We start from the raw sequence: 22,864 nt of genomic DNA, 5'->3' as shown, positions 1-22,864 counted from the left end.
GCCGGAGGTCCGATGAATCCGCTGCGCTCACGTCCGCGGCATGTTCGGCTCGGGCGGGCAGTTCAACCCGATGTACGATCCGTCGTGGCCGCTGGCTGCGGCTCCAGATCTAAGGCGCCGCGCATCCCCTACATATGCGCAATCCCGGCACCAAGGACCCAGTTCGCGACTTCAGCTGCTATTCGCCGGCATCACCGTGGCGCTCATCTGTGGCTCGGTCTCGGACCGGATGAAGTTCGGGGCCTGGATGTGGTTCGCAGGCCTCTGGGCGCTGCTGGTCTACTTCCCCGTCGCGCACTGGGTGTTCGCCTTCGACAGCGCAGACGGCACGGTCATCGGCGGCTGGATCGCCAACAAGCTGCAGGCGATCGACTTCGCTGGTGGAACCGCGGTCCACATCAACGCAGGCGTCGCAGGACTGGCTCTTGCGATCGTGCTCGGCAAGCGCCTCGGGTTCCCACGCCAACCCCGTCCGCACAACCTTCCATTGACGGCGCTCGGTGCCGGGATCCTGTTCTTCGGATGGTTCGGGTTCAACGGCGGCTCTGCCCTGGCCGCAGGACATACCGCCGGCGTGGCCGTCTACAACACGTGCGTCGCAGCATGCGCGGGTGTGCTCGGCTGGCTGGTGATCGAGAAGGTTCGCGAGGGCCGGGCCACCCTTCTCGGTGCGATGTCGGGCCTGATCGCCGGCCTGGTCTCCATCACCCCGGCGGCCGGTGCGGTGAGCCCGCTCGGCGCTCTCGTCGTCGGCCTCATCCCGGGCGTCGTCTGCTTCTTCGCGATCTCGCTCAAGCACCGCTTCGGCTACGACGACGCCCTTGACGTCGTCGGCATCCATCTCGTCGGTGGCCTGATCGGCATGCTGCTGATCGGCTTCCTCGCCGACCCGGCGGCACCCAATGGCGGAACCGGTCTGTTCTACGGTGGTGGCCTGGACCTGCTGGGCCGCCAGGCGATTGCGGCCACCGTCGTCATCGCCTACTGCTTCGTGGTCTCCTTCGTCATCGCCACGGTGCTCAGCCGGACCATCGGGATCCGTGTCGATGAGCAGACGGAGATCGAGGGAATCGACATCGTGATGCACGGCGAGACTGCTTATGTGACCGATTCGCCCAGCACCGCGGTCTCGCAGTCGATCGCCCGCTCCGACGCCGCCGAGGAGGCGATGAGCTCGCACGACCGGATCTCCGCGCTGCTCGCAGCCAAGGGGCCGGCCAACCCTCCCGCTGCGGAAACGATCGAAGGACCGGCACAAGGGAGTGCCTCGGAATAGAGCCGGGGAACCTTCGACCGCCCGCCGGCCCCACCGACCTGGACCCGCTCTCCCTCGCTCGCGAGTCCAGGTCGGTGGTCGTCCGGCCGATCGGCGAATACATCGATACAGATCTATCTGCGTTCCAGAGATTCGATCTTTGTGAATTACAGCGATTCGTCAAAGCGTCATGCGCACGTAACCGTCAGGTCGGCTGAAGCAGGAGGTCTGGGCCGCATCCTTACCGCATGGCAACCTCGCTTCGGGTAGCAAGCCCCGCGCAGACCGCTGCACCGCAGACCACCTACTCCCTGCAGATCGTTCCTCCCGGACCCGAGGCCGAGCTCGCGCTGCGGCTGCGCTATCGCGTGTTCGCCGAGGAGATGGGTGCGCAGATCACCCCCACCGGCGGCCGCGACGTCGACGAGTGGGATGCCCACTGTGACCACCTCATGGTGCGCGACGATCACACCGGGGACGTGGTCGGCACCTACCGGATCTTCCCGCCGACCGCGGCCGCGAAGCTGGGCCGCTCCTACTCCTCGACGGAGTTCGACCTCGACAACCTACGTGGCATCGCCCCCGCGCTGGTGGAGGTCGGGCGCTCCTGCGTGGACCCCGCCCACCGCAACGGCGCCGTCGTGAGCCTGCTGTGGTCGGGGCTGGCTCGCTACATGCTGCTGTCCGGGCACCGCTATCTCGGCGGCTGCGCGTCCATCTACCTGAACGAGGGCAAGGGCAACGCCGCCTCGATCGTGCGCCAGGCGCTCGCCCGGCACGCCGGCCCGGCCGAGCTTGCTGTCACACCGCACACCGCCTGGCAGTACGAGCGCTACCCGGACCCGCTGCGCACCAAGATGCCGCCTCTGCTGCGGGCCTACCTCAAGCTCGGTGCGCGCGTCCTCGGCGAGCCATCGTACGATCCCGAGTTCAACACCGCGGACCTGTACATCCTGCTCGACATGCAGACCGTCGACCCCCGCGTCGTCGCGCGATTCACCGGACAGTAGGAGACCCGCCATGCCGCGCTTCGAGTCCTGCCCCCACCTCTGCGCACGTCAGGGGATCACTCGACGCCACGAGGCCGGGCTCGCGCTCATGGCGCGCCGGGTCCTCGCCATCCTGCAGGTGCTCATCGTCGGCATGTGCGGGATCGCGCTGCGCAGCACGACCGATCGCCTGCGGCGACGCCGCAGGACGCCCGCCTACGTCGCGCGCACCTACCGGCGGCTCATCGAGGCCTGCGGCATCGAGCTCGACATCGTCGGCGTACGACGCACCTTCGCCGACCGCGGCGAGCCGGTGCTGGTCGTGGGCAATCACGTCTCCTGGCTGGATGTCATGGCGTACGGCGCGGTACAGCCGGTGACGATGGTCTCGAAGAAGGAGATCGGCCAGTGGCCGCTCATCGGGGACGTCGCCAAGGCGGCCGGCACGATCTTCATCGACCGCGAGAACTACCGAGCGGTCGACGAGGTGCGCAAGGAGGTGGGCCGCCGTATGCGTGCCGGAGAGGTCGTCGCAACCTTCCCCGAGGCGACGACAACGTGCGGGCGGGGCATGGCACCCCTCTTTCCCGCGATGTTCCAAGCCGCGATCGACGTCGGCGTGCCGGTCCAGCCTGTCGCCTTCTCCTGGCTCGACCGGAACGGCGAGATCACGACGGCCGGGGCGTACGTCGGCGAGCAACCGTTGCTCGACTCGATCAAGGCAATCATCAGTCAGCGCGGACTGACACTTCGGATCGAGATCCTGCCGCGGATCATGCCCAAGCACGTCCGTCCCATCGACGACCGCAAGGCGTTGCGGACCGCCGCCGCCGAGTCGATCGCCACGGCTCTCGACCAGACGGTCGGCGAGTGGGAGGCCCACCTGCGACCGGCCACCTGCCAGGCGGCGCGCATCGAGCTGCCGGTGCTCAGCGACCCGCTCGCGGAGCTGGAGAGCCTGCCGCCGGTCGAGAAGCCGGCCGTACGCAAGGCAGGAGCGGCCTAGGGCGTCACCGGGCCCCGGCGACCGCTGGGTCGGGTGGGCAGAGCCACGGACGGGCGTGCTGACTCCCGGGGCCGGGCGCAATAGGGTGAGGGTAGCGGACAGAGTCGTCTACCCCGTCAAGGAGAACCCATGCCTATCGCTACTCCCGAGGTCTACGCGCAGATGCTCGATCGCGCCAAGAAGGAGGGGTTCGCCTACCCCGCCATCAACTGCACCTCCTCTGAGACCATCAACGCCGCCATCAAGGGCTTTGCCGACGCAGGGTCCGACGGCATCGTGCAGTTCTCCACCGGCGGCGCCGAGTTCGGCTCCGGCCTGGGCGTGAAGGACATGGTGACCGGCGCGGTCGCGCTTGCCGAGTTCGCGCACGTGGTCGCCGAGAAGTACGGCGTCAACATCGCGCTGCACACCGACCACTGCCCGAAGGACAAGCTCGACACCTACGTCCGCCCGCTGCTGAAGATCAGCCAGGACCGCGTCGCGAACGGCCAGAACCCGCTGTTCCAGTCGCACATGTGGGACGGCTCCGCCGTGCCGCTCGAGGAGAACCTGGAGATCGCCAAGGACCTGCTTGCCGAGTGCAAGAAGGCCAACATCATCCTCGAGGTCGAGGTGGGTGTCGTCGGTGGTGAGGAGGACGGCGTCGAGAACGCGATCAACGACAAGCTCTACACCACCAACGATGATTTCCTGAAGACCCTCGAGGCGCTCGGCTCCGGTGAGAACGGCCGCTACCTGCTGGCCGCGACCTTCGGTAACGTCCACGGCGTCTACAAGCCCGGCAACGTGAAGCTGCGGCCCGAAGTGCTGCGTGAAGGCCAGAAGGCGGCGGCAGAGAAGCTCGGCGGCGGCAACGACAAGCCGTTCGACCTGGTCTTCCACGGTGGCTCGGGTTCCGAGGAGCAGGACATCAAGGACGCCGTCTCGTACGGCGTCGTGAAGATGAACGTCGATACCGACACCCAGTACGCCTTCTCCCGCCCGATCGTGACCCACATGTTCCAGAACTACGATGGCGTCCTGAAGGTCGACGGGGAGGTCGGCAACAAGAAGGTGTACGACCCGCGTTCGTACATGAAGAAGGCTGAGGCCGCGATGAGTGAGCGCGTCGTGCAGGCCTGCGCCGATCTCGGCTCCACCGGTACCTCGGTCTCGAAGTAAGGAATCGCAGCATGGGCAACGTCAAGTTCGACTTCACCAACCGCTCGGTCATCGTGACCGGCGCTGCGCGCGGAATCGGCCTGGAGGTGGCGCGTTTCTTCCAGGACGCCGGCGCCCGCACGTACATGTGCGACTTCGACGCCGACGAGCTGAAGAAGGCCGCCGACGAGATCGGCGCCCACGGCTTCCCAGTCGACGTGAGCAGCACCGAACAGGTCGAGGCGCTGGTGGGCCAGGTCGTCGAGGAGACCGGCAGCATCGACGTCATCGTCAACAACGCTGGCATTCTGCGCGACACCGTCGTGTGGAAGATGACCGACGAGCAGTGGGACCAGGTGCTGTCGGTGCACGCCGGTGGCACCTTCCGCTTCACCCGCGCGGCGGTCCCACACTTCCGCAAGCAGGAGTACGGCCGCATCATCAACGTCACGTCGTACACCGGCCTGCACGGCAACACCGGCCAGGCCAACTACGCGACGGCGAAGGCCGGCATCGTCGGGTTCACCAAGACGACCGCCAAGGAGCTCGCTCGCTTCGGCGTCACGGTCAACGCGATCTCGCCCAACGCCAAGACCCGCATGGTCGCCTCCATCCCGGAGGACAAGCTCGGTGAGATCGCCGCCGGGATCCCGATCGGCCGGTTCGCCGAGCCGGAGGAGATCGCCGCGGCCATCGGATTCCTCGCCTCGGAGGAGGCCGGGTACATCACCGGAACTGTGCTGCCGGTCGACGGTGGCCTGGCCATGTAATTAACGGTCCGCGCCGCCGCCGGCGGCTGGGACGACGAAGGCCCCGCGCATCACGTGCGGGGCCTTCGTACGTCGTGGGCCGGGTGACTACGCCTTGGTTTCGTTGCGGAAGTTGACGTCACACTCCTGCCCCAGGAGGGCTTGTTGGCCACGCGCGGGGTTGTGGGCTGCGGGAGGGGTCGTGGGCTGCGGGAGGGCTTTTATCCCCGCTTGCACCGGGAAAGCCCGCTCGCGGCGTCCGGGCCCTCCGGCGTGAAAGGGTCCGGCGTAGGGTCCGTGAAGGGACACCACCGAGTAGAAGGAGAACCCCGTCATGAGCGACTACGACGTCCGGCAGGTCCTGCTGAGCACCGACGACCTGGATGCCTCAATCGCGTTCTACACCGAGACCCTGGGCATGAAGCTGAAGTTCCGCGACGGCGCCCACTACGCGGCGATAGACGGCGGATCGGTGACGATCGCGCTCGCGACCGCGGTCGATCATCCGATCCCGGGGCAGGTCGTCGTCGGCATCAAGACCTCGGACGTCGACGCCGCGGCCAAGGCGATCGTCGATTCCGGGGGCGCGGTCGTGAAGGACCCGTACGACGACGCGCACGAGCGCCGCGCCGTGGTCTACGACAACAAGGGCAACGGGCTGGTCTTCTACAGCCCGCTGAGCCGCTGAACTGGCAGATTCGTAGGGTGGGCATATGGACACCCAGACCGTCAGGGACGCCGTGGCTCGCGTCCTGCCGCAGACCATCGAGGATCTCAAGGCGCTCGTGGCGATCGAGTCGATCAGCTCCCTTTCCACCCATGACGACCGGGTCCGGGACTCGGCCCAGGAGGTGGCCCGGCTGTTGAGGGAGGCCGGCTGTCAGGACGCGCAGATTGTGGAGGCGGGCGGCAAGCCCGCGGTCATCGCGCGCTTCGCGGCTCCTGAAGGAAAGCCGACTGTCTGTCTCTACGCCCATCTCAAGAAGAGGCTTTCTGCCCTCGACCTCACCGTGTTCGGCGTCGGCGTCGTGATCGGTGCCGGGATCTTCACCGTCGCCGGCCGCGCGGCGGGCACGCAGGCCGGCCCTGCGGTCGTGATCTCGTTCCTCATCGCCGCGGCGTGCTGCGGATTTGCCGCGCTCTGCTATGCCGAGTTCGCTTCCACCATTCCCGTCAGCGGATCGGCGTACACGTTCTCCTACGCGAGCCTGGGCGAGCTGGTCGCATGGATCATCGGCTGGGACCTGCTGCTGGAGCTCCGGCTGGGAGCCGGCGTCGTGGCCCAGGGCTGGTCGGCATACCTGCAGATATTCCTCGGCCCGATCGGGATCGAGCTGCCGAAGTCGATCTCCGCCGGGTCGAGCTGGGCCGGACGTACGTGCTCGGCATCCACCACCTCGCGCATGCCGCCCGCAACCTGCAGCAGCGACGAGACCTCGTCATCGGCATGGCATCGCCAGCCGAGTGGGAGCTAGTGGAACGGCTCGCGCCGCTCACCGGTGCTGAACCGGTGCCCGAGGCGAAGCGGGCAGCCTTTCGGACCAGCCACGACAAGTTCGCCGATGCAGGGCTCACCGCGGTCCGCTCCCAGACGGTCGCCGCTGACCGCGTGCACGAGCTGCCGGTGAGCATCGAGGCGGTCGCCGGCGATGTCCGCCGCTCGGCCGACGGCGAGTTCTTCATCGTGCAGGCCGAGGTGCGGCAGGTGCTCGTGCGAGAGGACCTCGTCGTGCCCGGCACCGACCACGTCGATCTCACCCGCTGGCAGCCCCTCCTGTACAACTTCCGGCACTATTTCGGGCAGGCGCGAGACCTCGGCAAGACCTTCCGCGCCGAGTACTGATCGCGGCGCTCGTCAGGCTCTCGCCGGGGTCGTATGGTGGGGCGCATGGACCTTCAGCAGATCAAGGACGCCGTCGCAGATGTCCTGCCCGCGACCATCGAGGACCTCGTCAAGCTCGTCGCGATCGACTCGATCAGCTCCTCCGCCGAGCATGAGCACAAGGTGCGCGAGTCCGCCGAGGAGGTCGCTCGCCTGCTGCGCGAGGCCGGCGCGCAGGGCGCCGAGATCGTCGAGGCCGGCGGCAAGCCCGCCGTCATCGCGCACTTTCCCGCCCCGGAGGGCAAGCCGACGGTGTGTCTGTACGCGCATCACGATGTCCAGCCCACGGGCGACCCCGATCAGTGGACCTCCGAGCCCTTCGAGGCCACCGAGCGCGACGGCCGGCTGTTCGGCCGCGGCACCGCCGACGACAAGGGCGGGTTCGCCGCCCACCTCGCGGCGCTGCGCGCCTTCGGCGGCAAGCCGCCCGTCGGCGTCACCCTGTTCATCGAGGGTGAGGAGGAGATCGGCTCACCCTCGCTACGCGCCCTGATCGAGCAGCACTCCGATGCCCTTCGCGCGGACGTGTTCGTCATCCTCGACTCCGGGAACTGGGAGGTCGGGACGCCGGCGCTCACCACGACACTGCGCGGTCTGGCCGACTGCACCGTCGAGGTGCGGACCCTCGATCACGCACTGCACTCGGGGATGTACGGCGGGGTCGTTCCCGACGCGCTGACGACGCTGTGCCGGTTGCTGGCCACCTTGCACGACGCCGAGGGCAATGTCGCCGTCGAGGGCTTGCACTCGGCGACCGCCGCCGATCTCGACTATCCCGAAGATCGCCTGCGTGCCGAGACCGGGTTGCTGGAGGGCGTCGAGTGGATCGGCGATGGCAGTGCCGTCGACCGGATGTGGACCAAGCCTGCGGTGAGCGTGCTGGCCATCGACGCGCCTGCGGTCGCGGATGCTTCCAACACCCTCCTTCCCGTTGCCCGGGCAAAGGTCAGCCTGCGCGTCGCCCCCGGCGATGATGCCGATCGCGCGCTGCAGTGCTTGCGCAAGCACCTCGAGACGCACGCGCCGTGGGGTGCGCAGGTGAGCGTCGTCGACGGCGAGACCGGTCAGCCCGGGATCGTCTCCGTCGAGGGTGCGATCTGCGAGAAGGCGATCGAGGCGATCGGCCAGGCCTTCGGCACGGAGCCCGTGCAGATCGGAATGGGCGGCTCGATCCCCATGATCGCTGACTTCCAGAGCGCCTTCCCGGACGCCGTCGTCCTCGTTACGGCGGTCGGCGATCCCGACAGCCGTCAGCACGGCATCGACGAGTCGCTGCACCTCGGCGACTTCGCCAAGGCCGCGACGGCTGAGGCGCTGCTTCTGGCCAAGCTCGCCTGATTCACCGGCTGCGCGAGCGGGTAAGCACGTGAGCGCCGATCGGCAATCTAAGGAGACGATGCGCATGACCTCCACCGAGACGTCAACGCTGCCGGGCACGGGGGTGACGGTCGCGCTGTTCGCCACGTGCGTGTGCGACACGATGTTCCCGCAGACGCCCATTGCGACCGTGCAGCTGCTCGAAAGGCTCGGCTGCACCGTCGAGTTCCCTCGCGAGCAGACCTGCTGCGGCCAGATCTTCACCAACACCGGCTACTACGACGAGGCGCTGCCGAGCGTGCGCACCTACGCGAAGGCCTTCGGCGACTACGACTACATCGTGGGGCCCTCGGGCAGCTGCGTCGGCGCGGTCCGCGACCAGCACCCGATGCTCGCGTCGTACGCCAAGGACAGCGGGCTGGAGAAGCAGGCGACCTCGCTCGCGAAGCGAACGCTCGAGCTCAGCGAGTTCATCGTCGACGTCCTGGGCGTCGTCGACGTAGGCGCGTACTTCCCGCACCGCGTCACCTACCACCCGACCTGCCACTCGCTGCGGATCACCCGCGTCGGAGACCGGCCGCAGCAGCTGCTGAACGCCGTCCGCGGCATCGAGGTCGTGCCGCTGCCGGACGCCGAGCAGTGCTGCGGCTTCGGGGGCACCTTCGCGATGAAGAACGCCGACGTGAGCGTCGCGATGACCTTCGACAAGGTCGCCAACGCGAGGTCCACCGGGGCCGAATATCTGGTCGCGGGTGACAACTCGTGCCTGATGAGCATCGGCGGCGTCCTCGAGCGTGACCGCGCCGGCATCAAGCCGATCCATCTGGCCGAGATCCTCAACTCCCAGGAGCATCAGCTATGACCGCAGAGACTCCGCGCGTCGACGACGCACACCTGCGCCGTGACGAGAACGGGCGGCTGACCCCGGAGCCGCCGGCCGGTGACTTCCGTGACTCGCCGCCCTTCCCGGTGGCCGCGAAGCGTGAGCTGGCGAACGTCCAGCAGCGTCGCAACCTGCACCACGCCACGCACACCATTCGCAAGAAGCGAGCGAATGCGGTCGAGGAGCTACCCAACTGGCAGCAGATGCGCCGCGCCGGCGGCCAGCTGAAGAACCGCGTGCTTCGCCACCTGCCGCACTATCTCGAGCAGCTCGAGGAGTCGCTGACCGCGAACGGCGCGACGGTGCACTGGGCGCGCGACGGCGAGGAGGCCAACCGGATCGTCGTCGACCTGGTGCGCGAGGCCCAGGCCGAGGAGGTCGTGAAGGTCAAGTCGATGCTGACCCAGGAGATCGGCACCAACGAGGCGCTCGAGCAGGCGAGCATCGCGGCCTGGGAGACCGATCTTGCCGAGCTGATCGTGCAGCTCGGTCACGACCGGCCGAGCCACATCCTGGTGCCGGCGATCCATCGCAATCGCAGCGAGGTCCGCGACATCTTCCGCAAGGAGATGGGGCAGTACGGCATGGCTGCCCCCGACGACCTCGACGCGCAGCCGCCGCACCTGGCTGCCGCCGCCCGCGCGCACCTGCGCGAGAAGTTCCTGCGCTCGACCGTCGGCATCTCCGGCGGCAACTTCGCGATCGCCGAGACCGGGCAGCTGGTCGTCGTCGAGTCCGAGGGCAACGGGCGCATGTGCCTGACCCTGCCCGAGACGCTCATCAGCCTCGTCGGCATCGAGAAGGTGATCCCGCGCTTTGAGGATCTCGAGGTCTTCATGCAGTTGCTGCCACGCAGCTCGACCGCCGAGCGGATGAACCCGTACAGCTCGATCTGGTCGGGCGCTGCACCCGGCGACGGGCCGCATAATGTGCACGTCGTCCTCGTCGACAACGGCCGTACCCAGGTGCTCGAGGACCCCAAGGGTCGCGACGCGCTGCGCTGCATCCGGTGCTCGGCATGCCTGAACGTGTGCCCGGTCTACGAGCAGGTCGGCGGGCACGCGTACGGCGGGGTCTATCCCGGGCCGATCGGTGCGATCCTCAACCCGCAGCTGCGCGGTCTCGACTCCAAGGTCGACCGCGCGCTGCCGTTCGCGTCGTCGCTGTGCCACGCGTGCAGCGATGTGTGCCCGGTCGAGATCCCGATCGCCGACCTGCTGGTGCACATGCGCCACAAGGTGGTCGAGGCGAAGCGCGAGGACGGCGGCGTCCTGCCCCATGCCGAACCGGCGATCATGAAGGCCGGCGGCTGGGTCATGGGCGACCATCGCCGGCTCAAGGCCGTGCAGGCCGGGTCGAAGGCGACCGGCGGGGTGCTCGGGCGGGTGACCGATCACTTCGGCCCTCTGCCCTGGCCGCTGTCGAAGTGGACCAACGCGCGCGACGTGCCCATGCCGCCCGGGAAGACCTTCCGCGACTGGTGGGACAACGAGCACGAGAAGAAGGACGAGTCGTGATGAGCGCGCGCGAGGAGATCCTGCGCCGGGCGCGAGCCGCGCTCGCCGATGTCGATGCAAGCTCGCCCGAGTCCGACGTGCCGGTCGAGTGGACCTACGGGCAGCCGGTGGACGTCGGCGATGTCCTGGAGACCTTCATCGACCGGCTCGAGGACTACAAGGCGACTGTGAACCGCTGCGGCCCCGACGAGATCCCGGCCGCGATCGCCGCGGGGCTGGAGGCGACCGGCGCGAAGACGGTCATCGTGCCGACCGGTGTCGACGATTCGTGGCTCGCCCAGACCAGCGCCGAGATCATCCGCGAGGACTCGGACGCGCCGTACTCGCCCGCACAGCTCAACGAGATCGATGCCGTCGTCTCGGCGTGCGCCGTCGCCGCGTCCATGACCGGCACGATTATCCTCGACCACGGACCCGACCAGGGACGCCGGGCGCTCTCTCTCGTGCCCGACCGGCACATCTGCGTCGTCCGCGTCGACCAGGTGGTCAGCGGCGTACCGGAGGCCGTCGCGCGGCTGCGCGACTCCGTCGCGGCCAAGCGTCCGCAGACCTGGATCAGCGGCCCCAGCGCCACCAGCGATATCGAGCTCGAGCGGGTCGAGGGCGTGCACGGACCGCGCCAGCTGTACGTCGTTATCGCCGGCTAGCCGCCGGCGTCCTATCCAGCCACCCGCCGGCTGACGACAGCTCGCAAGAGGGGTTCTCACTCGCAAGAGGGGATTAATCTCCTCTTGCGAAGGCTAACTCCGCTGGCGAGCGTCTCGCGCGGTCCCAGCCGCGCCTGGTCCGCAGCCAGTGTTGCGTTGGAGTGCACTCGAAGTCGTAGGTTCGGCGGCATGATTCCCGACAGCCACGAGGACCTGCTCACCCGCGCTCTGTACAGCCACTTCGCCTCGCTGCGCAAGGACGGCTCGGTACAGGTCAACCCGACCTGGCATCTCTACGAGGACGGCGTCCTGCTCTTCACGACGTCCACCGCCCGCGCGAAGTATCACAACGTGCGACGCAACCCTCGCGTCGCCATCTCGGTGAACGATCCCGATCAGCCGTACCGCTATCTCGAGGTGCGCGGCGAGATCACCGAGATCCGGCCGGACACCAGCGGCGCGTTCTTCGACCGCCTCGCCCAGCGGTACGGGCTGCCATATGAGCCGCCGGTAGCCGACGCGGCGGACCGGGTCGTCCTGGTCATGCGGCCGGAGCACACGACCACCCAGTAGCAGGGACGGCGCCGGACCGCTCGCGCGCATACTCGTGGGGTGCCCGATACCGAGCTGCTGAGCCGCGCCTCCCGTGAGGGCCGGCTCACCCTTCTCGCGGTGACGCTGGGCTCGGGAATCAGCATCCTGGACGGAACCATCGTCAACGTCGCGCTCAAGGCGATGCGCGAGGATCTGCACGCTGATCTCGATGTGCTGCAGTGGGTGGTCAACGGCTATCTGCTCGCTCTCGCCTCGCTCGTGCTCGTCGGCGGCGCGGTGGGCGACCGCCTCGGACGACGCCGCGTGTATGTCGGCGGGATGCTGCTCTTCGCGATCGGCTCGGCGCTGTGCGCGCTGTCCGCGACCGCTCCGCAGCTCATCGCCTTCCGGGTGGTGCAGGGGCTGGGCGCGGCGCTCGCGATGCCGGGGGCACTGTCGATCATCCGGGCGAGCTTCCGCGAGGAGGACCGCGCGTCGGCGATCGGCACGTGGGCAGGCATGTCGGGCGTGGCTGCAGCCATCGGGCCGTTCGTCGGCGGCTGGCTGATCGAGCACGCCGGATGGCCGTCCATCTTCTGGATCAACATTCCGCTGTGCCTGATCGTCGTCCTGCTGTGCCTGCGGTACGCGCCCGAGTCACGCAACCCGCAGGCCGCCCGCGGCTTCGACGTGGCCGGGGCCGTGCTGTCGGTGGTGGTCCTCGGCGCGCTGACCTTCGCGCTCACCTCGGCGGGCGGCGGCGGTCCGGCGTTCTGGGGCAGTCCCGTACTGTGCGCCGTGGCTGCGGTCGCGTTCGTGTGGCGCCAGCTGCGCGCTGCTCATCCGCTGGTGCCTCCGGCGCTGTTCGGCGACCGGGTGTTCACGGCGGCCAACCTCATGACCCTGCTGGTGTACGGCTCCTTCGGAGCCGCCATGTTCGTGCTCGCCCTGCAGCTGCAGATCAGCCTCGGGTGGTCTGCACTGAATGCCGGTCTCGCGACGCTGCCCGTCACGATCGCGCTGATGCTGCTGTCCTCGCGAGCCTCTGCGCTGTCCGACCGCATCGGACCGCGGATCCCCATGGCACTCGGGCCCATCACGTGCGCGGCCGGTCTGCTGCTGCTCATGCCGGTCGCCCGCGGAACGAGCTACTGGAGCGGCGTACTGCCCGGGGTCACCGTCTTCGCACTCGGTCTGGCTCTGCTCGTCGCGCCGCTGACCTCGACGGTCGTCGCCGCCGCACCGGACGAGTACGCCGGTACGGCGAGCGGGGTCAACAATGCCGTGGCGCGGGCGGGCTCGCTGCTCGCGGTCGCGGCGCTCCCGGCGATCGTGGGTCTCTCCGGGCGCGAGTACGCCGATCCGGCAGCGATGACCGCGGCTCACCTTGACGCGATGCTGCTGTGCGCCGCGATGCTCGCCCTCGGCGGCATCGTGAGCTGGTGGGGCCTGCGGCCCGCCCCCTCTCGCAAGAGGGCTTGAGGCTCACAAGAGGGGATTAATCCCCTCCTGCGAGGGCTAACCCCACTTGTGAATGCCAGAGCGCCCACGACGGTCCGCAACGTCCGACGCAAATGACTGTGCCGGGACTCCCCAGAGGGAATCCCGGCACGGTCGAAAGGGTGGTGCTGACTAGACCTCGGCGCTGGGCTTGATCAAGCCGCCCGATTCGGCTAGCTCCTCGACGAGCGCGTCGCTGTCGTTGAAGGTCCGCATGATGACCGTCAGACGCTTGGCGTAGTGGCCGATCGGATACTCCATCGTCATGCCGATGCCGCCGTGCATCTGAATGGCCTCCTGCGAGATGTGCTGCGCGCACTTATCGATCTCGATCTTGGCGGCGGTGATGTCGCGGTGGCTGTTCTCTCCGTAGCTGCTCGCGGCCAGGCGCGCGAACAGCGCCATGGACTTGGCCAGTTCCAGCGAGACGTACATGTCGGCCGCCCGGTGCTGCAGCGCCTGGTTGATGCCGATGGGCTTGCCGAACTGCACGCGGGTGTGCAGGTACTCGCCGGTCATCTTCAGCGCGGTCTCCATCGCGCCGACAGCCTCGGAGCACAGCCCCGCGGTGGCGACGTCGACGACCTTCTGGATGGTCTGCTTCGCATCGCCCGAGCCCAGCCGCTGAGCGGGGGCGTCCTTCAGCAGCACGTTCGCGGCACCCAGACCGTCGGCCTGCTTCAACGGCATCAGTGTCACGCCCTCGCCCTGGGCGTCGACCACGAACAGGCCGACCTCGCCGTCGACCGATGCCGAGACGATCAGCTTGTCTGCCGAGTCACCACCCAGGACGCCGGACTTCTCGCCGGAGACGGTGTACGAGTCGCCCGAGCCGGACGCAGTCGTGGTGGGGGAGGTGAGGTCGTAGCGCTGGCCGGGCTCCTGCGCCGCGAACGCCAGCTTGAGCGAGCCCTCGGCGATGCCGCCCAGGAGCTCGGACTTCTGCTCATCGGTGCCGGCCTCATTGACCAGGCCGCCGCCCAGCAGCACGGTCGAGACGTACGGCTCGAGCACGAGAGCCTTGCCAAACTCCTCCAGGACCACGGCGACCTCGCCGAAGCCCATGTCTGCGCCGCCGTACTCCTCGGCGAAGGGAAGCGCCAACGCGCCGAGCTCGGCGTACCGGCCCCACATGTCGTCGCTGTAACCCGGCTCCGAGGCGAGAATCGCATCGCGCTTCTCGGCGTCGTAGCGTTCCTTCATCATGCGGCCGACCGTCGAGGCGAGCTCGCGCTGCTCATCAGTGAGTTCGAGATCCACTTTGAATACTCCTAGTGTCTGTGTCGTCGGTCGGCTCAGAGGCCGAGAATGGCCTTGGAGATGATGCCGCGCTGCACCTCGGACGAACCGCCGTAGATGGTGACCTTGCGGTAGTTGAAGTAGGTCGGCAGCGCGTCGACGGCGCCCTGCGGAACCGGCGAGAAGCCCTCCGGAGTGTCGTAGTCGTCGCGGAAGTACAGCCCATCCGGGCCGAGAACGTCGACGAGCAGCTCGGTGATCTCCTGCTGCAGCTTCGAGCCGACGAGCTTGAGCACCGACGAACGCGGATCGGGCTTGCCCGAGCCGGCAGTCTGCGTCGACAGGATGCGCATCTGGGTCATCTCCAGCGCCTGCAGCTCGACCTCGACCTTGGTCAGGCGCGCCGCGAACAACGGATCCTCGAGGAGGGTGCCCTTCTTGGTACGGGTGTTGCGAGCGAACTCCTTCAGGCGGGCGATGCGGGTCTTGGAGACGCCGACCCGCGCAATGCCCGTGCGCTCGTTGCCCAGGAGGAACTTCGCATAGGTCCAGCCCATGTTCTCCTCGCCGACGAGATTCTCGACGGGGACCTCGACGTTGTCGAAGAACACCTCGTTGACCTCGTGACCGCCGTCGATCAACTGGATCGGGCGGACCGTCACCCCAGGGGACTTCATATCGATCAGCAGGAACGAGATGCCCTGTTGCTTCTTCACCTCGGGGTTGGTGCGCACGAGCATGAAGATCCAGTCGCCGTACTGGCCGAGCGTGGTCCAGGTCTTCTGGCCGTTGACGATGTAGTGGTCACCGTCGCGGACCGCGGTCGTCTTCAGCGAAGCGAGGTCCGAACCGGCGTCCGGCTCGGAGAAGCCCTGCGACCACCAGATGTCCAGGTTCGCGGTCTTCGGCAGGAAGCGCTCCTTGATCTCCTGCGAGCCGAAGGTCGCGATGACCGGGCCGACCATCGAGGTGTTGAAGGCGAGCGGGGCAGGGACGTTGGCCAGCTCCATCTCCTGCAGCCAGATGTGCCGCTGCACGGGGGTCCAGTCCTGACCGCCCCACTCGACCGGCCAGTTGGGGACCGCATAGCCGTGCTTGTTCAGGATCTGCTGGGTGGTGACGATCGGTTCCTTGCTGTCGATCTCACCCCGGGCGTTCATCTCACGGATCTCCTTGGGGATCTCCGTGCGATAGAACTCGCGCATCTGCTCGGCGAACTCGCGCTCTTCCTTGCTGTACAGCTGGTCCATGGATTGGCTCCTGAGTCTGGACGTCGTCCTGGTTGTGGGGCGCCCGCCGACGAGGGGCCGATCGTGCGCGCTCCTGACCGAATCGTATTCGGTTTGATCGCTGCCGTCGCCCCCGGGTGAGCCAATCCACGCCTGGCCACGTTGCGGGCGGCGACGTTGTGAGTACTATTGCTGCGGGTCAAGAGCTCCAGCGTCAAGCCCCGGCTCGCTGGACGGCAACCCTCGCGATGCGGTGGGGTGCCCCGGGTGACGACCTGGTCGGGCACGATGACGTGCCCGGCAAGCGCAGCGCCCGCGAGGGCAGAAGGAGTCAGACGTGGCGACGACGTTCTACGCCGTACGACGCTTCACCATTGACTACGGCCGGCTCCGCACCACCTGTTCCTGACCCGCGCGTCTGACGGTCCCGGCAGTCGCTCTACGTCCGCTCGACGTCCGTCGATCGCAGGCTGAGCCGCTGCACGTTCGTCGACGCTGGCCGTAGGCCGGTAGGGACGGCGGTGTTCGTCGGCGTTCGGCCCGCGCCCCGTCGAGGACCTGCGCGGCACCGCCCGTGGTTCCGTCAACTGGCACCCGGCGGCGTCTCCGCGCGCCAGCGGGGCTGGTCCCGACGACCGTCCGGAATCCCGCCGCGCACCAACTCGCACCCCTGTTAGACAACCGGCGTACGCCGGTCATCACCGCACCCCTGAAATGGAGGAACGCATGTCCGAATCCGTTCTTGCCCTCGTCGAGATCGTCCCCGCCACCGCGTCGAAGGACGCTGCCGCCGCGCTCATCGAGCAGGCGTCAACCCGTGCCGCCGCCGCCGGAGCCGAGCTGATCGAGGCCGAGGTCACCGCCCCGGCCGACCGCGTCTTCCTGGTCTTCGAGACCGCCGACCTCACCGCTCTCGGCAGCGCCGTCCTCGGCCTGGACGACGTCACCGAGGTCGAAGGGCCCGATCAGGTGCGCCTGGTCGGTGCTGATCTCGAGGACATCAAGGCCGCCCGCCCCGAGGCCGGGTACCTGGTCGAGTGGGACATCCCGGCGCACATCGACATGGACACCTACCTCAGCCGCAAGAAGGAGAAGTCCCCGCTGTACGCCGAGATCCCCGAGGTCTCCTTCCTGCGCACCTACGTTCGCGAAGACGTCGCCAAGTGCCTGTGCCTCTACAATGCCCCCGACGAGGACGCCGTCGTCCGGGCGCGGGAGATCGTCTCGACCCCGATCGACCGGCTGCACGCCCTCGACGTCGCTCCGGTCCCCGGGGGTGCCGGATGAGCGCCGTGACGACGCAGTCCGACATCGGGCTCGTCCGCGCCGCCGCCGATGACCTGCGCGCCCGCGTGGCGGAGTCGGTACGGGCGATCGACTCCGGGGCGACGTCGACGACCGATCTGCTGCGCGAGCTCGGTGAGCGTCACCTGCTCGACCTCGGTGTCGACACGGTCGGCGACCCGCATGAGGCCGCATCGCAAATCGACGGGAGTTCCGAGCTGATCGCGCTCCTGGCCGAGGAGTGCATGAGCAGCGCGTTCAGCCTGTGGGCGCACCGCATGGTGCTGGACTACTTCGCCCGCGGCAACCGCACCGCACTGAACTCCGAGACCTGGACGCTGCTGCGCCGCGGTGAGCGCATCGGCTCGACCGCCATGGCATCGGGCATGAAGGCGCTGGCGGGAATCGAGCCGCTCGGCATCACCGGCCACGTCGAAGGCGACGAGCTGGTCATCGACGGGCAGATCCGCTGGGCATCGAACCTGGTGGACGGCGCGGTCGTGGTGATCCCCGTCGTGCTCGATGACGAACGGCGCATCATCACGTGGTTCCGGGTGGGCGCCCCTGGCGTCACGGTCAACTACGTCGACGGCCTGCTCGCGCTCAACGCAACCGCATCGGCGTCCGTCCGCCTGGAGGGCGCGCGGATCCCGTTGGACGCCGTGCTCAGCTGGGACTTCACCGCCACGGCACGCGCCTTCCGGCCGACCTTCTTGACGCTGCAGTCCGCCTTCTGCATCGGGATCGCGCGACGCGCGCTGACCGAGTCCGAGGCGCTGGTGACCCGCGCGGGCAACGAGGGGCTGCAACAGCGCTACCTCGACGCCCGTTCTGCCCTCGATGAGGTCGCGGACCGCTGGACTCGGCTCGGGTCTGACCTGTCGGCGAGCCCGTTGGTCGAGTTCGTCCGGCTGCGCCTGGACGCCAGCCTGATCGCCGGTGAGGCAACCCGCCTGGAGGCGGCCCTCGCCGGTGGCCGCGGCTATGTCGCCTCGAGCGGGACCGCACGCCGGTTCCGCGAGGCGGCCTTCCTGCCCGTGCAGTCTCCGTCGGAAGGACAGCTCCGATGGGAGCTCACGTCGCTCGCCTCGTAGGGGTCGAGGTCCGTCTCGGCGGTGAGAAGGTGCTGGACGGCGTCGACCTGACGGTCGAGCGTGGCCGGCAGGTCGCGGTTCTAGGCCGCAGTGGCGCCGGCAAGTCGACGCTGCTGCGGGTGCTGGACGGTGAGATCACGCCGAGCGAGGGCATTGTCGAGCTCACCGCTTCCTCGGGAGAGCAACGACAGGCCGTCGTGTACCAGCAAGCCTTGCTGCTGGACTGGTTGACGGTCCGGGAGAACGTCGCGCTGGGTCTTGGTTTCCAGCGAAACCGGGGAATCGAGCCCGGCCGAATCGACATGCTCCTCGAGCTCCTGGAAATCGCCCACCTCGCCGATCGCTATCCGGACCAGCTTTCCGGCGGCCAGGCGCAGCGGGTCTCGCTGGGGCGGGCGCTCGCCGTCCGGCCGGAGCTGTTGCTGCTTGACGAGCCCTTCAGCGCGCTCGATCCCGCGACTCGCGGGACCCTGCAGGGCTGGCTACGCGAGGAGACGAGACGCGAGGGGCTGACCTCCGTGCTGGTCACCCACGACATCGACGAGGCGCTGCGGCTCTCCGACGAGATCGTGCTGCTCGAGTCCGGACGAGTGCTGCGCCGATGGGACGTCGATCCAGGCAGCCGCGACGAGCAACGTGCAGAGATCCGCGCCGCGTTCGCCGTCGACGACGGAGCCACCAGCGACGCCGATTCGACCGAGGAGGCGCTGACTCATGTCTAAGGGCCGCCCCTCGAGCTACTCGCGGCGGACGGCGCTGCGCCTCGGCGGGCGCATCGCTGCGACGGGCGTGGTCGGTGGCCTGGCGGCCAAGGGCATCTGGGATGCCACCGCCCCCGCGACCGCGTCCGGAGACGAGCAGGCCTCCGCGGTCCGCATCGGCTACCTGCCGATCACCGACGCGTCGGCGCTGCTGGTCGCACACGAGAAGGGATTCCTTGCAGAGCAAGGAATCAGCTCTGCCGATCCGGTGATGTTCCGCAGCTGGGAGGCGCTCGCCCAGGCACTCGCGATCGGGGAGATCGACGTCGCGCACGTGCTGATGCCGCTCGCGGTTCAGCTCCGGCTCGACAAGCGGATTCCGCTCAAGGTCATCGGCTGGGGGCACGTGAATGGCTCCGCCTTGACCGTCGCCAATCAGATCGGCGGCATCGCGGAGCTGGCCGGCAGCACGGTCGCGATCCCCTACTGGTGGTCGATCCACAACGTGGTGCTGCAGCGGCTACTGATCGCCAACGGCCTCACGGCGGTGATCCGCGGGGCGCCGGCCGCCTCGAAGGGAACGGTGCAGCTCGCGGTCATGGCTCCCGCCGACATGGTGCCGGCGCTGGCCGGTGGCCAGGTCAGCGGATTCGTCGTGGCGGACCCGTTCAGTGCGGTCGCCGAGGCGAAGGGCGTCGGTAAGGTCGCGCGGTTCCTTGGCGACGTGTGGAAGGAGCATGCATGCTGCGCCGTGGTCCTCCGCGAGGATCTCATCGACTCGGCTCCTGAGAAGGCGCAGGCCGTGGCCACCGCGGTGGTCAAGGCCCAGGGATGGATCGAACAGAATCGCCCCGGGATGGGCGCGCTGCTCGGTGACGGAAAGTACCTGCCGCAGCCCGCGACCGCGGTGCAGCGGGTCTTCAGCCGAGAGGCCACGGAGTACGCCGGAGTCACCCGGCATGCAGCCTGGCATGGCGAGCGCATCGGGTTCTCCGCCCTGCCGCTGGCCAGCTACACCTCGGCTCTGGTCCAGGCGATGCGGGACACTCAGATCGACGGAGACTCCGCGTTCGTGCAGGGGGTGAGCGGCGAAGAGGTGCATCAGCAGCTCGTCGACGACCGATATGTCCGCCAAGCCCTCGGCGGGGGCGCGATTCCCGCCGACAAGCTGAGTCGACAGGAGCTGATCGAGCCATGAGCGTCGACCACGCACGCGACCTGGACCGCACGTCGCGTACTGCAGTCTCCGCCGATCCGGCTGAGCCGACCGATCGCGGTGCGCTACGGTCGGCCGCTTCCCGAGGGGGGCGAGACGACCAGAGCGGTTGGTATGCGCTGCTGGGTGCGGTCGCGGCGGTCGCGACCTGGTACCTGCTGACCGACCTGCTGCTGGCCCACCGCCCGCTCATGCACGAGTTCTCGCCGACCCGTACCTGGTCCGGCGTGGTCGAGCTCTGGGAGACAGGTGTCCTGGTGGACGACGCCTCGGCGTCGGTCATGCGGCTCGTCGTCGGTCTCGCGATCGCCATTCTGGTTGGAATCGTGGCGGGCGTGCTGATCGGCTCGGTGAGCTGGCTCGAGCGCACGACGCGGCCGGTCGTGGGCTTCTTGCGGATGGTCTCACCGCTCTCGTGGGCCCCGTTGGTGATCGTGCTCGTCGGCATCGGCGACCTCCCGGTCATCGCGCTGGTGGCGCTGACGACCGTGTGGCCGGTCATGTTGGCTGCCCTTGCCGGCGTCCGCGCGGTCAACCCCGGGCACCTGGCCGTGGCCCGCACGCTCGGCGCCACCCGATGGGAGACGCTGCGCAGCGTCATCGCGCCATCTCTTCGGCCGCATCTGCTCACCGGCGTGCGCGCGGCGGTCGCCCTCGGGTGGGTGGTGCTCGTTCCGGCGGAGATGCTCGGCGTCACCAGCGGACTGGGCTATCAGATCCTCAACGCCAAGGACCAGCTCGCGTACCACCACATCACTGCGCTGATCGTCGTGATCGGCGTGATCGGTCTGGCGATCGACGTCGTTGCCCGTTGGGCGCTGCGCACGCCGCGCGAACGACGCGCCGAGGCCGGAGTTCCGTAGCAAACCTGTCCACCCGGTCTTCGCGGTCGAGACCGGAAGGAGGCACAGCAGTGGAAGCCGTGATCAGCGCTGCGTGAGGTCTGCGCGAGGCTCTCGAATTGCCGTCCGATACCAGCCGGTAGCCGAGGAACCTACGTTAGCGTAGGTTTCTCGGCCAACCAGCGATCGGAGAATCGGCGTGAACCGAATGGAAGACCCGAAGGGACTGCTGCACGCACTCGAGCCAGTCGTCGAGGAGAACTTGAACCGGCATCTGCGGGCTGCCAAGGACTGGAATCCCCACGACTTCATCCCGTGGGACGACGGCCGCAACTTCGCCTTCCTCGGCGGTGAGGACTACGACCCCGAGCAGTCGAAGCTCGACCCTGTCGCTCAGATCGCGATGATCACCAACCTGCTTACCGAGGACAACCTGCCCTCGTATCACTACGAGATCGCCACCTCGTTCGGTCGCGATGGTGCCTGGGGCCAGTGGGTTGGTCGGTGGACCGCGGAGGAGGCGCGCCACGGCACGGCGATGCGCGACTATCTCGTCGTCACCCGGGGCGTCGATCCGGTGGAGCTGGAGCTGGAGCGGATGGCGCACATGACCGCCGGATACGACTCCGGCGACAAGTCGCCGCTGCAGACGATCGCGTACGTCTCCTTCCAGGAGCTGGCCACCCGTGTCTCGCACCGTAATACCGGCAGAGCGACCGACGACCCGATCTGCGACCAGCTGCTCTCGCGCGTCTCCACCGACGAGAACCTGCACATGGTCTTCTACCGCAACCTCGTCGAGGCGGCCTTCGAGCTGTTTCCGGACGAGGCAATGCAGGCGGTCGCACACGAGGTGATGAGCTTCCAGATGCCCGGCGCGACGATGGCCGGCTTCGCGCGCAAGTCGGTCGCCATCGCCAAGGCCGGGATCTACGACCTCCGTCAGCACCGCGACGAGGTGATCGCACCGGTGCTACGCAAGTGGAAGGTCTTCGAGCGTGCCGATCTCACCGCCGAGGGTGAGCAGGCCCGGGAGCAGCTGGCGGCGTTCATGCAGCGTCTGGACGAGCAGGCCGAGCGATTCGAGCAGCAGCGCGAGCGAGCGTTCGAGCGGGCGCGGGCCAAGACCGACGGCCCAGGACAGATCGGCCTCACGCACACCGTCGCCGGCCGCTGACTCGTCACCTGCCGCGGCGCTGACGGCCGTGGCATGACGCTGTTGCGTGGTATCGCCGCCAGGGCCCGTAGTACTATTCGGTCACCTCCCCAGGTCGCGGTAGACGAGGAAGCTGTCGCGCCCTGGGGAGCTGTTATGTGGGCCTCATCCCGGTGCCGCTCGGACAGTGACGAGACACACGGGAAGGCGAAAATCCGCGAGAATCCGCCGCTGCGCGGCGCGGACCGGCTACGGTTGCGCAGGTATTGCCACTACTTTCTGAGGTGAAACACATGAACAAAGACGAGCTCGTTGGCAAGGTCGCTTCGGAGACCGGCCTGACCCAGGCCGATGCCGATCGCGCCATCAAGGCCCTCGCGACCGCCATCCGTGGCGCCGTCGCCGATGGCGCCAAGGTTCAGATTCCTGGCCTGGGCACCTTCGAGCCCCGCGAGCGTTCGGCCCGCACCGGCCGCAACCCGCAGACGGGCGAGGAGATCCAGATCGCCGCGACGACCGTGCCCGGCTTCAAGGCCGCGACCGCGTTCAAGAACGACGTCGCAGGCAAGTAGCGAGATAGCTCAGTAGTAACCGGAGAGGGCTTCACGAGCCCAGGGGCTTCGCGCCGCCTGGGATCGTGAAGCCCTCTTCGCGTCTGCGGTGACCACCTGAGAGGATCGAGCG

At 68.2% G+C, this 22,864-nt stretch carries 23 protein-coding genes and 1 riboswitch; of the genes, 21 read left to right on the top strand and 2 right to left on the bottom strand.

Features of this window, described 5'->3' with window-relative positions; genetic code table 11:
* Positions 1 to 40 precede the first annotated feature (40 nt).
* The 14 genes from DAA40_RS06320 (at position 41) to DAA40_RS06255 (ending at position 13,401) form a co-directional block, all read left to right on the top strand.
* Positions 41 to 1,276: an ammonium transporter gene (locus DAA40_RS06320; RefSeq protein WP_106848790.1), complete on the top strand. Its 1,236-nt coding sequence runs from the start codon at positions 41 to 43 to the stop codon at positions 1,274 to 1,276.
* A 227-nt stretch (positions 1,277 to 1,503) separates the two neighbouring features.
* Positions 1,504 to 2,265 (top strand): GNAT family N-acetyltransferase, encoded by a 762-nt coding sequence (locus tag DAA40_RS06315; protein ID WP_106848789.1) that lies wholly within the window; start codon positions 1,504 to 1,506, stop codon positions 2,263 to 2,265.
* Positions 2,266 to 2,275: 10 nt separating this feature from the next.
* Positions 2,276 to 3,250 carry a 1-acyl-sn-glycerol-3-phosphate acyltransferase gene (locus DAA40_RS06310; RefSeq protein ID WP_106848788.1) on the top strand — a complete coding sequence of 325 codons (975 nt, stop codon included), beginning with the start codon at positions 2,276 to 2,278 and terminating at the stop codon, positions 3,248 to 3,250.
* A gap of 129 nt (positions 3,251 to 3,379) precedes the next feature.
* Positions 3,380 to 4,411, top strand: coding sequence for a class II fructose-bisphosphate aldolase (fbaA, locus tag DAA40_RS06305; RefSeq protein ID WP_106848787.1), 1,032 nt, complete (start codon positions 3,380 to 3,382; stop codon positions 4,409 to 4,411).
* Positions 4,412 to 4,422: 11 nt separating this feature from the next.
* Entirely contained in the window at positions 4,423 to 5,160 is a 738-nt protein-coding gene (locus DAA40_RS06300) for an SDR family NAD(P)-dependent oxidoreductase (protein ID WP_106848786.1), read from the top strand.
* 313 nt (positions 5,161 to 5,473) lie between these two features.
* Entirely contained in the window at positions 5,474 to 5,827 is a 354-nt protein-coding gene (locus DAA40_RS06295; protein WP_106848785.1) for a VOC family protein, read from the top strand.
* Positions 5,828 to 5,852: 25 nt separating this feature from the next.
* Positions 5,853 to 6,614 carry an amino acid permease gene (locus tag DAA40_RS06290; RefSeq protein ID WP_106848784.1) on the top strand — a complete coding sequence of 254 codons (762 nt, stop codon included), beginning with the start codon at positions 5,853 to 5,855 and terminating at the stop codon, positions 6,612 to 6,614.
* Complete coding sequence (locus tag DAA40_RS06285) at positions 6,587 to 6,982, top strand: hypothetical protein (protein WP_158716275.1); 396 nt, start codon at positions 6,587 to 6,589, stop codon at positions 6,980 to 6,982. The genes DAA40_RS06290 and DAA40_RS06285 overlap by 28 nt, the downstream gene beginning before the upstream one ends.
* Positions 6,983 to 7,027: 45 nt before the next feature.
* A complete protein-coding gene (locus DAA40_RS06280; RefSeq protein ID WP_106848782.1) occupies positions 7,028 to 8,359 on the top strand; it encodes a dipeptidase in 1,332 nt (443 codons plus the stop codon).
* 64 nt (positions 8,360 to 8,423) lie between these two features.
* Positions 8,424 to 9,200: a (Fe-S)-binding protein gene (locus DAA40_RS06275; protein ID WP_106849293.1), complete on the top strand. Its 777-nt coding sequence runs from the start codon at positions 8,424 to 8,426 to the stop codon at positions 9,198 to 9,200.
* Positions 9,197 to 10,738, top strand: a complete 1,542-nt coding sequence (locus tag DAA40_RS06270) for a lactate utilization protein B (RefSeq protein ID WP_106848781.1) — start codon at positions 9,197 to 9,199, stop codon at positions 10,736 to 10,738. Before DAA40_RS06275 ends, DAA40_RS06270 begins: the two co-directional genes overlap by 4 nt.
* Complete coding sequence (locus tag DAA40_RS06265) at positions 10,738 to 11,385, top strand: LUD domain-containing protein (RefSeq protein ID WP_106848780.1); 648 nt, start codon at positions 10,738 to 10,740, stop codon at positions 11,383 to 11,385. The genes DAA40_RS06270 and DAA40_RS06265 overlap by 1 nt, the downstream gene beginning before the upstream one ends.
* 189 nt (positions 11,386 to 11,574) lie before the next feature.
* Positions 11,575 to 11,958, top strand: a complete 384-nt coding sequence (locus tag DAA40_RS06260; RefSeq protein WP_106848779.1) for a PPOX class F420-dependent oxidoreductase — start codon at positions 11,575 to 11,577, stop codon at positions 11,956 to 11,958.
* A gap of 39 nt (positions 11,959 to 11,997) precedes the next feature.
* Positions 11,998 to 13,401 (top strand): MFS transporter, encoded by a 1,404-nt coding sequence (locus DAA40_RS06255; RefSeq protein ID WP_106848778.1) that lies wholly within the window; start codon positions 11,998 to 12,000, stop codon positions 13,399 to 13,401.
* Positions 13,402 to 13,551: 150 nt separating this feature from the next.
* Here DAA40_RS06255 and DAA40_RS06250 read toward each other — a convergent pair whose 3' ends face one another.
* On the bottom strand, positions 13,552 to 14,679 hold the full coding sequence (locus DAA40_RS06250) for an acyl-CoA dehydrogenase family protein (protein WP_106848777.1): 1,128 nt from the start codon (positions 14,677 to 14,679) through the stop codon (positions 13,552 to 13,554).
* A gap of 35 nt (positions 14,680 to 14,714) precedes the next feature.
* Entirely contained in the window at positions 14,715 to 15,908 is a 1,194-nt protein-coding gene (locus DAA40_RS06245) for an acyl-CoA dehydrogenase family protein (RefSeq protein WP_106848776.1), read from the bottom strand.
* Positions 15,909 to 16,084: 176 nt separating this feature from the next.
* Positions 16,085 to 16,200, top strand: a riboswitch (SAM riboswitch).
* Between the two features lie 413 nt (positions 16,201 to 16,613).
* Here DAA40_RS06245 and DAA40_RS06240 point away from each other — a divergent pair.
* From DAA40_RS06240 to DAA40_RS06210, 7 genes are all read left to right on the top strand, one after another.
* Positions 16,614 to 17,174: a DUF4242 domain-containing protein gene (locus tag DAA40_RS06240; protein WP_106848775.1), complete on the top strand. Its 561-nt coding sequence runs from the start codon at positions 16,614 to 16,616 to the stop codon at positions 17,172 to 17,174.
* Between the two features lie 5 nt (positions 17,175 to 17,179).
* The gene (locus DAA40_RS06235) at positions 17,180 to 18,265 is read left to right on the top strand and encodes an acyl-CoA dehydrogenase family protein (protein ID WP_158716274.1); all 1,086 of its coding nucleotides are present in this window, start codon (positions 17,180 to 17,182) and stop codon (positions 18,263 to 18,265) included.
* Complete coding sequence (locus DAA40_RS06230; protein WP_106848773.1) at positions 18,238 to 18,987, top strand: ABC transporter ATP-binding protein; 750 nt, start codon at positions 18,238 to 18,240, stop codon at positions 18,985 to 18,987. The genes DAA40_RS06235 and DAA40_RS06230 overlap by 28 nt, the downstream gene beginning before the upstream one ends.
* Complete coding sequence (locus DAA40_RS06225) at positions 18,980 to 20,164, top strand: ABC transporter substrate-binding protein (protein ID WP_106848772.1); 1,185 nt, start codon at positions 18,980 to 18,982, stop codon at positions 20,162 to 20,164. The genes DAA40_RS06230 and DAA40_RS06225 overlap by 8 nt, the downstream gene beginning before the upstream one ends.
* Entirely contained in the window at positions 20,161 to 21,045 is an 885-nt protein-coding gene (locus DAA40_RS06220; protein WP_106848771.1) for an ABC transporter permease, read from the top strand. The genes DAA40_RS06225 and DAA40_RS06220 overlap by 4 nt, the downstream gene beginning before the upstream one ends.
* Positions 21,046 to 21,232: 187 nt before the next feature.
* Positions 21,233 to 22,201: an acyl-ACP desaturase gene (locus DAA40_RS06215; RefSeq protein WP_106848770.1), complete on the top strand. Its 969-nt coding sequence runs from the start codon at positions 21,233 to 21,235 to the stop codon at positions 22,199 to 22,201.
* A gap of 245 nt (positions 22,202 to 22,446) precedes the next feature.
* Positions 22,447 to 22,752: an HU family DNA-binding protein gene (locus tag DAA40_RS06210; protein WP_255413456.1), complete on the top strand. Its 306-nt coding sequence runs from the start codon at positions 22,447 to 22,449 to the stop codon at positions 22,750 to 22,752.
* Positions 22,753 to 22,864 lie beyond the last annotated feature (112 nt).

Origin of the sequence: Blastococcus sp. Marseille-P5729, from assembly GCF_900292035.1 — a bacterium.
Taxonomy (GTDB): Bacteria; Actinomycetota; Actinomycetes; order Mycobacteriales; family Antricoccaceae; genus Cumulibacter.
Note: the sequence above shows the minus strand (reverse complement) of the source record. Positions and strands in the feature narration are given on the sequence as shown.

What these genes read in the sequence shown, in the direction of transcription:
- DAA40_RS06320 (WP_106848790.1), top strand. Translation starts at nt 41, where the DNA reads ATGTTCGGCTCGGGCGGGCAGTTCAACCCGATGTACGATCCGTCGTGG.
- DAA40_RS06315 (WP_106848789.1), top strand. Translation starts at nt 1,504, where the DNA reads ATGGCAACCTCGCTTCGGGTAGCAAGCCCCGCGCAGACCGCTGCACCG.
- DAA40_RS06310 (WP_106848788.1), top strand. Translation starts at nt 2,276, where the DNA reads ATGCCGCGCTTCGAGTCCTGCCCCCACCTCTGCGCACGTCAGGGGATC.
- fbaA (WP_106848787.1), top strand. Translation starts at nt 3,380, where the DNA reads ATGCCTATCGCTACTCCCGAGGTCTACGCGCAGATGCTCGATCGCGCC.
- DAA40_RS06300 (WP_106848786.1), top strand. Translation starts at nt 4,423, where the DNA reads ATGGGCAACGTCAAGTTCGACTTCACCAACCGCTCGGTCATCGTGACC.
- DAA40_RS06295 (WP_106848785.1), top strand. Translation starts at nt 5,474, where the DNA reads ATGAGCGACTACGACGTCCGGCAGGTCCTGCTGAGCACCGACGACCTG.
- DAA40_RS06290 (WP_106848784.1), top strand. Translation starts at nt 5,853, where the DNA reads ATGGACACCCAGACCGTCAGGGACGCCGTGGCTCGCGTCCTGCCGCAG.
- DAA40_RS06285 (WP_158716275.1), top strand. Translation starts at nt 6,587, where the DNA reads ATGGCATCGCCAGCCGAGTGGGAGCTAGTGGAACGGCTCGCGCCGCTC.
- DAA40_RS06280 (WP_106848782.1), top strand. Translation starts at nt 7,028, where the DNA reads ATGGACCTTCAGCAGATCAAGGACGCCGTCGCAGATGTCCTGCCCGCG.
- DAA40_RS06275 (WP_106849293.1), top strand. Translation starts at nt 8,424, where the DNA reads ATGACCTCCACCGAGACGTCAACGCTGCCGGGCACGGGGGTGACGGTC.
- DAA40_RS06270 (WP_106848781.1), top strand. Translation starts at nt 9,197, where the DNA reads ATGACCGCAGAGACTCCGCGCGTCGACGACGCACACCTGCGCCGTGAC.
- DAA40_RS06265 (WP_106848780.1), top strand. Translation starts at nt 10,738, where the DNA reads ATGAGCGCGCGCGAGGAGATCCTGCGCCGGGCGCGAGCCGCGCTCGCC.
- DAA40_RS06260 (WP_106848779.1), top strand. Translation starts at nt 11,575, where the DNA reads ATGATTCCCGACAGCCACGAGGACCTGCTCACCCGCGCTCTGTACAGC.
- DAA40_RS06245 (WP_106848776.1), bottom strand. Translation starts at nt 15,908, where the DNA reads ATGGACCAGCTGTACAGCAAGGAAGAGCGCGAGTTCGCCGAGCAGATG.
- DAA40_RS06240 (WP_106848775.1), top strand. Translation starts at nt 16,614, where the DNA reads ATGTCCGAATCCGTTCTTGCCCTCGTCGAGATCGTCCCCGCCACCGCG.
- DAA40_RS06230 (WP_106848773.1), top strand. Translation starts at nt 18,238, where the DNA reads ATGGGAGCTCACGTCGCTCGCCTCGTAGGGGTCGAGGTCCGTCTCGGC.
- DAA40_RS06225 (WP_106848772.1), top strand. Translation starts at nt 18,980, where the DNA reads ATGTCTAAGGGCCGCCCCTCGAGCTACTCGCGGCGGACGGCGCTGCGC.
- DAA40_RS06220 (WP_106848771.1), top strand. Translation starts at nt 20,161, where the DNA reads ATGAGCGTCGACCACGCACGCGACCTGGACCGCACGTCGCGTACTGCA.
- DAA40_RS06215 (WP_106848770.1), top strand. Translation starts at nt 21,233, where the DNA reads ATGGAAGACCCGAAGGGACTGCTGCACGCACTCGAGCCAGTCGTCGAG.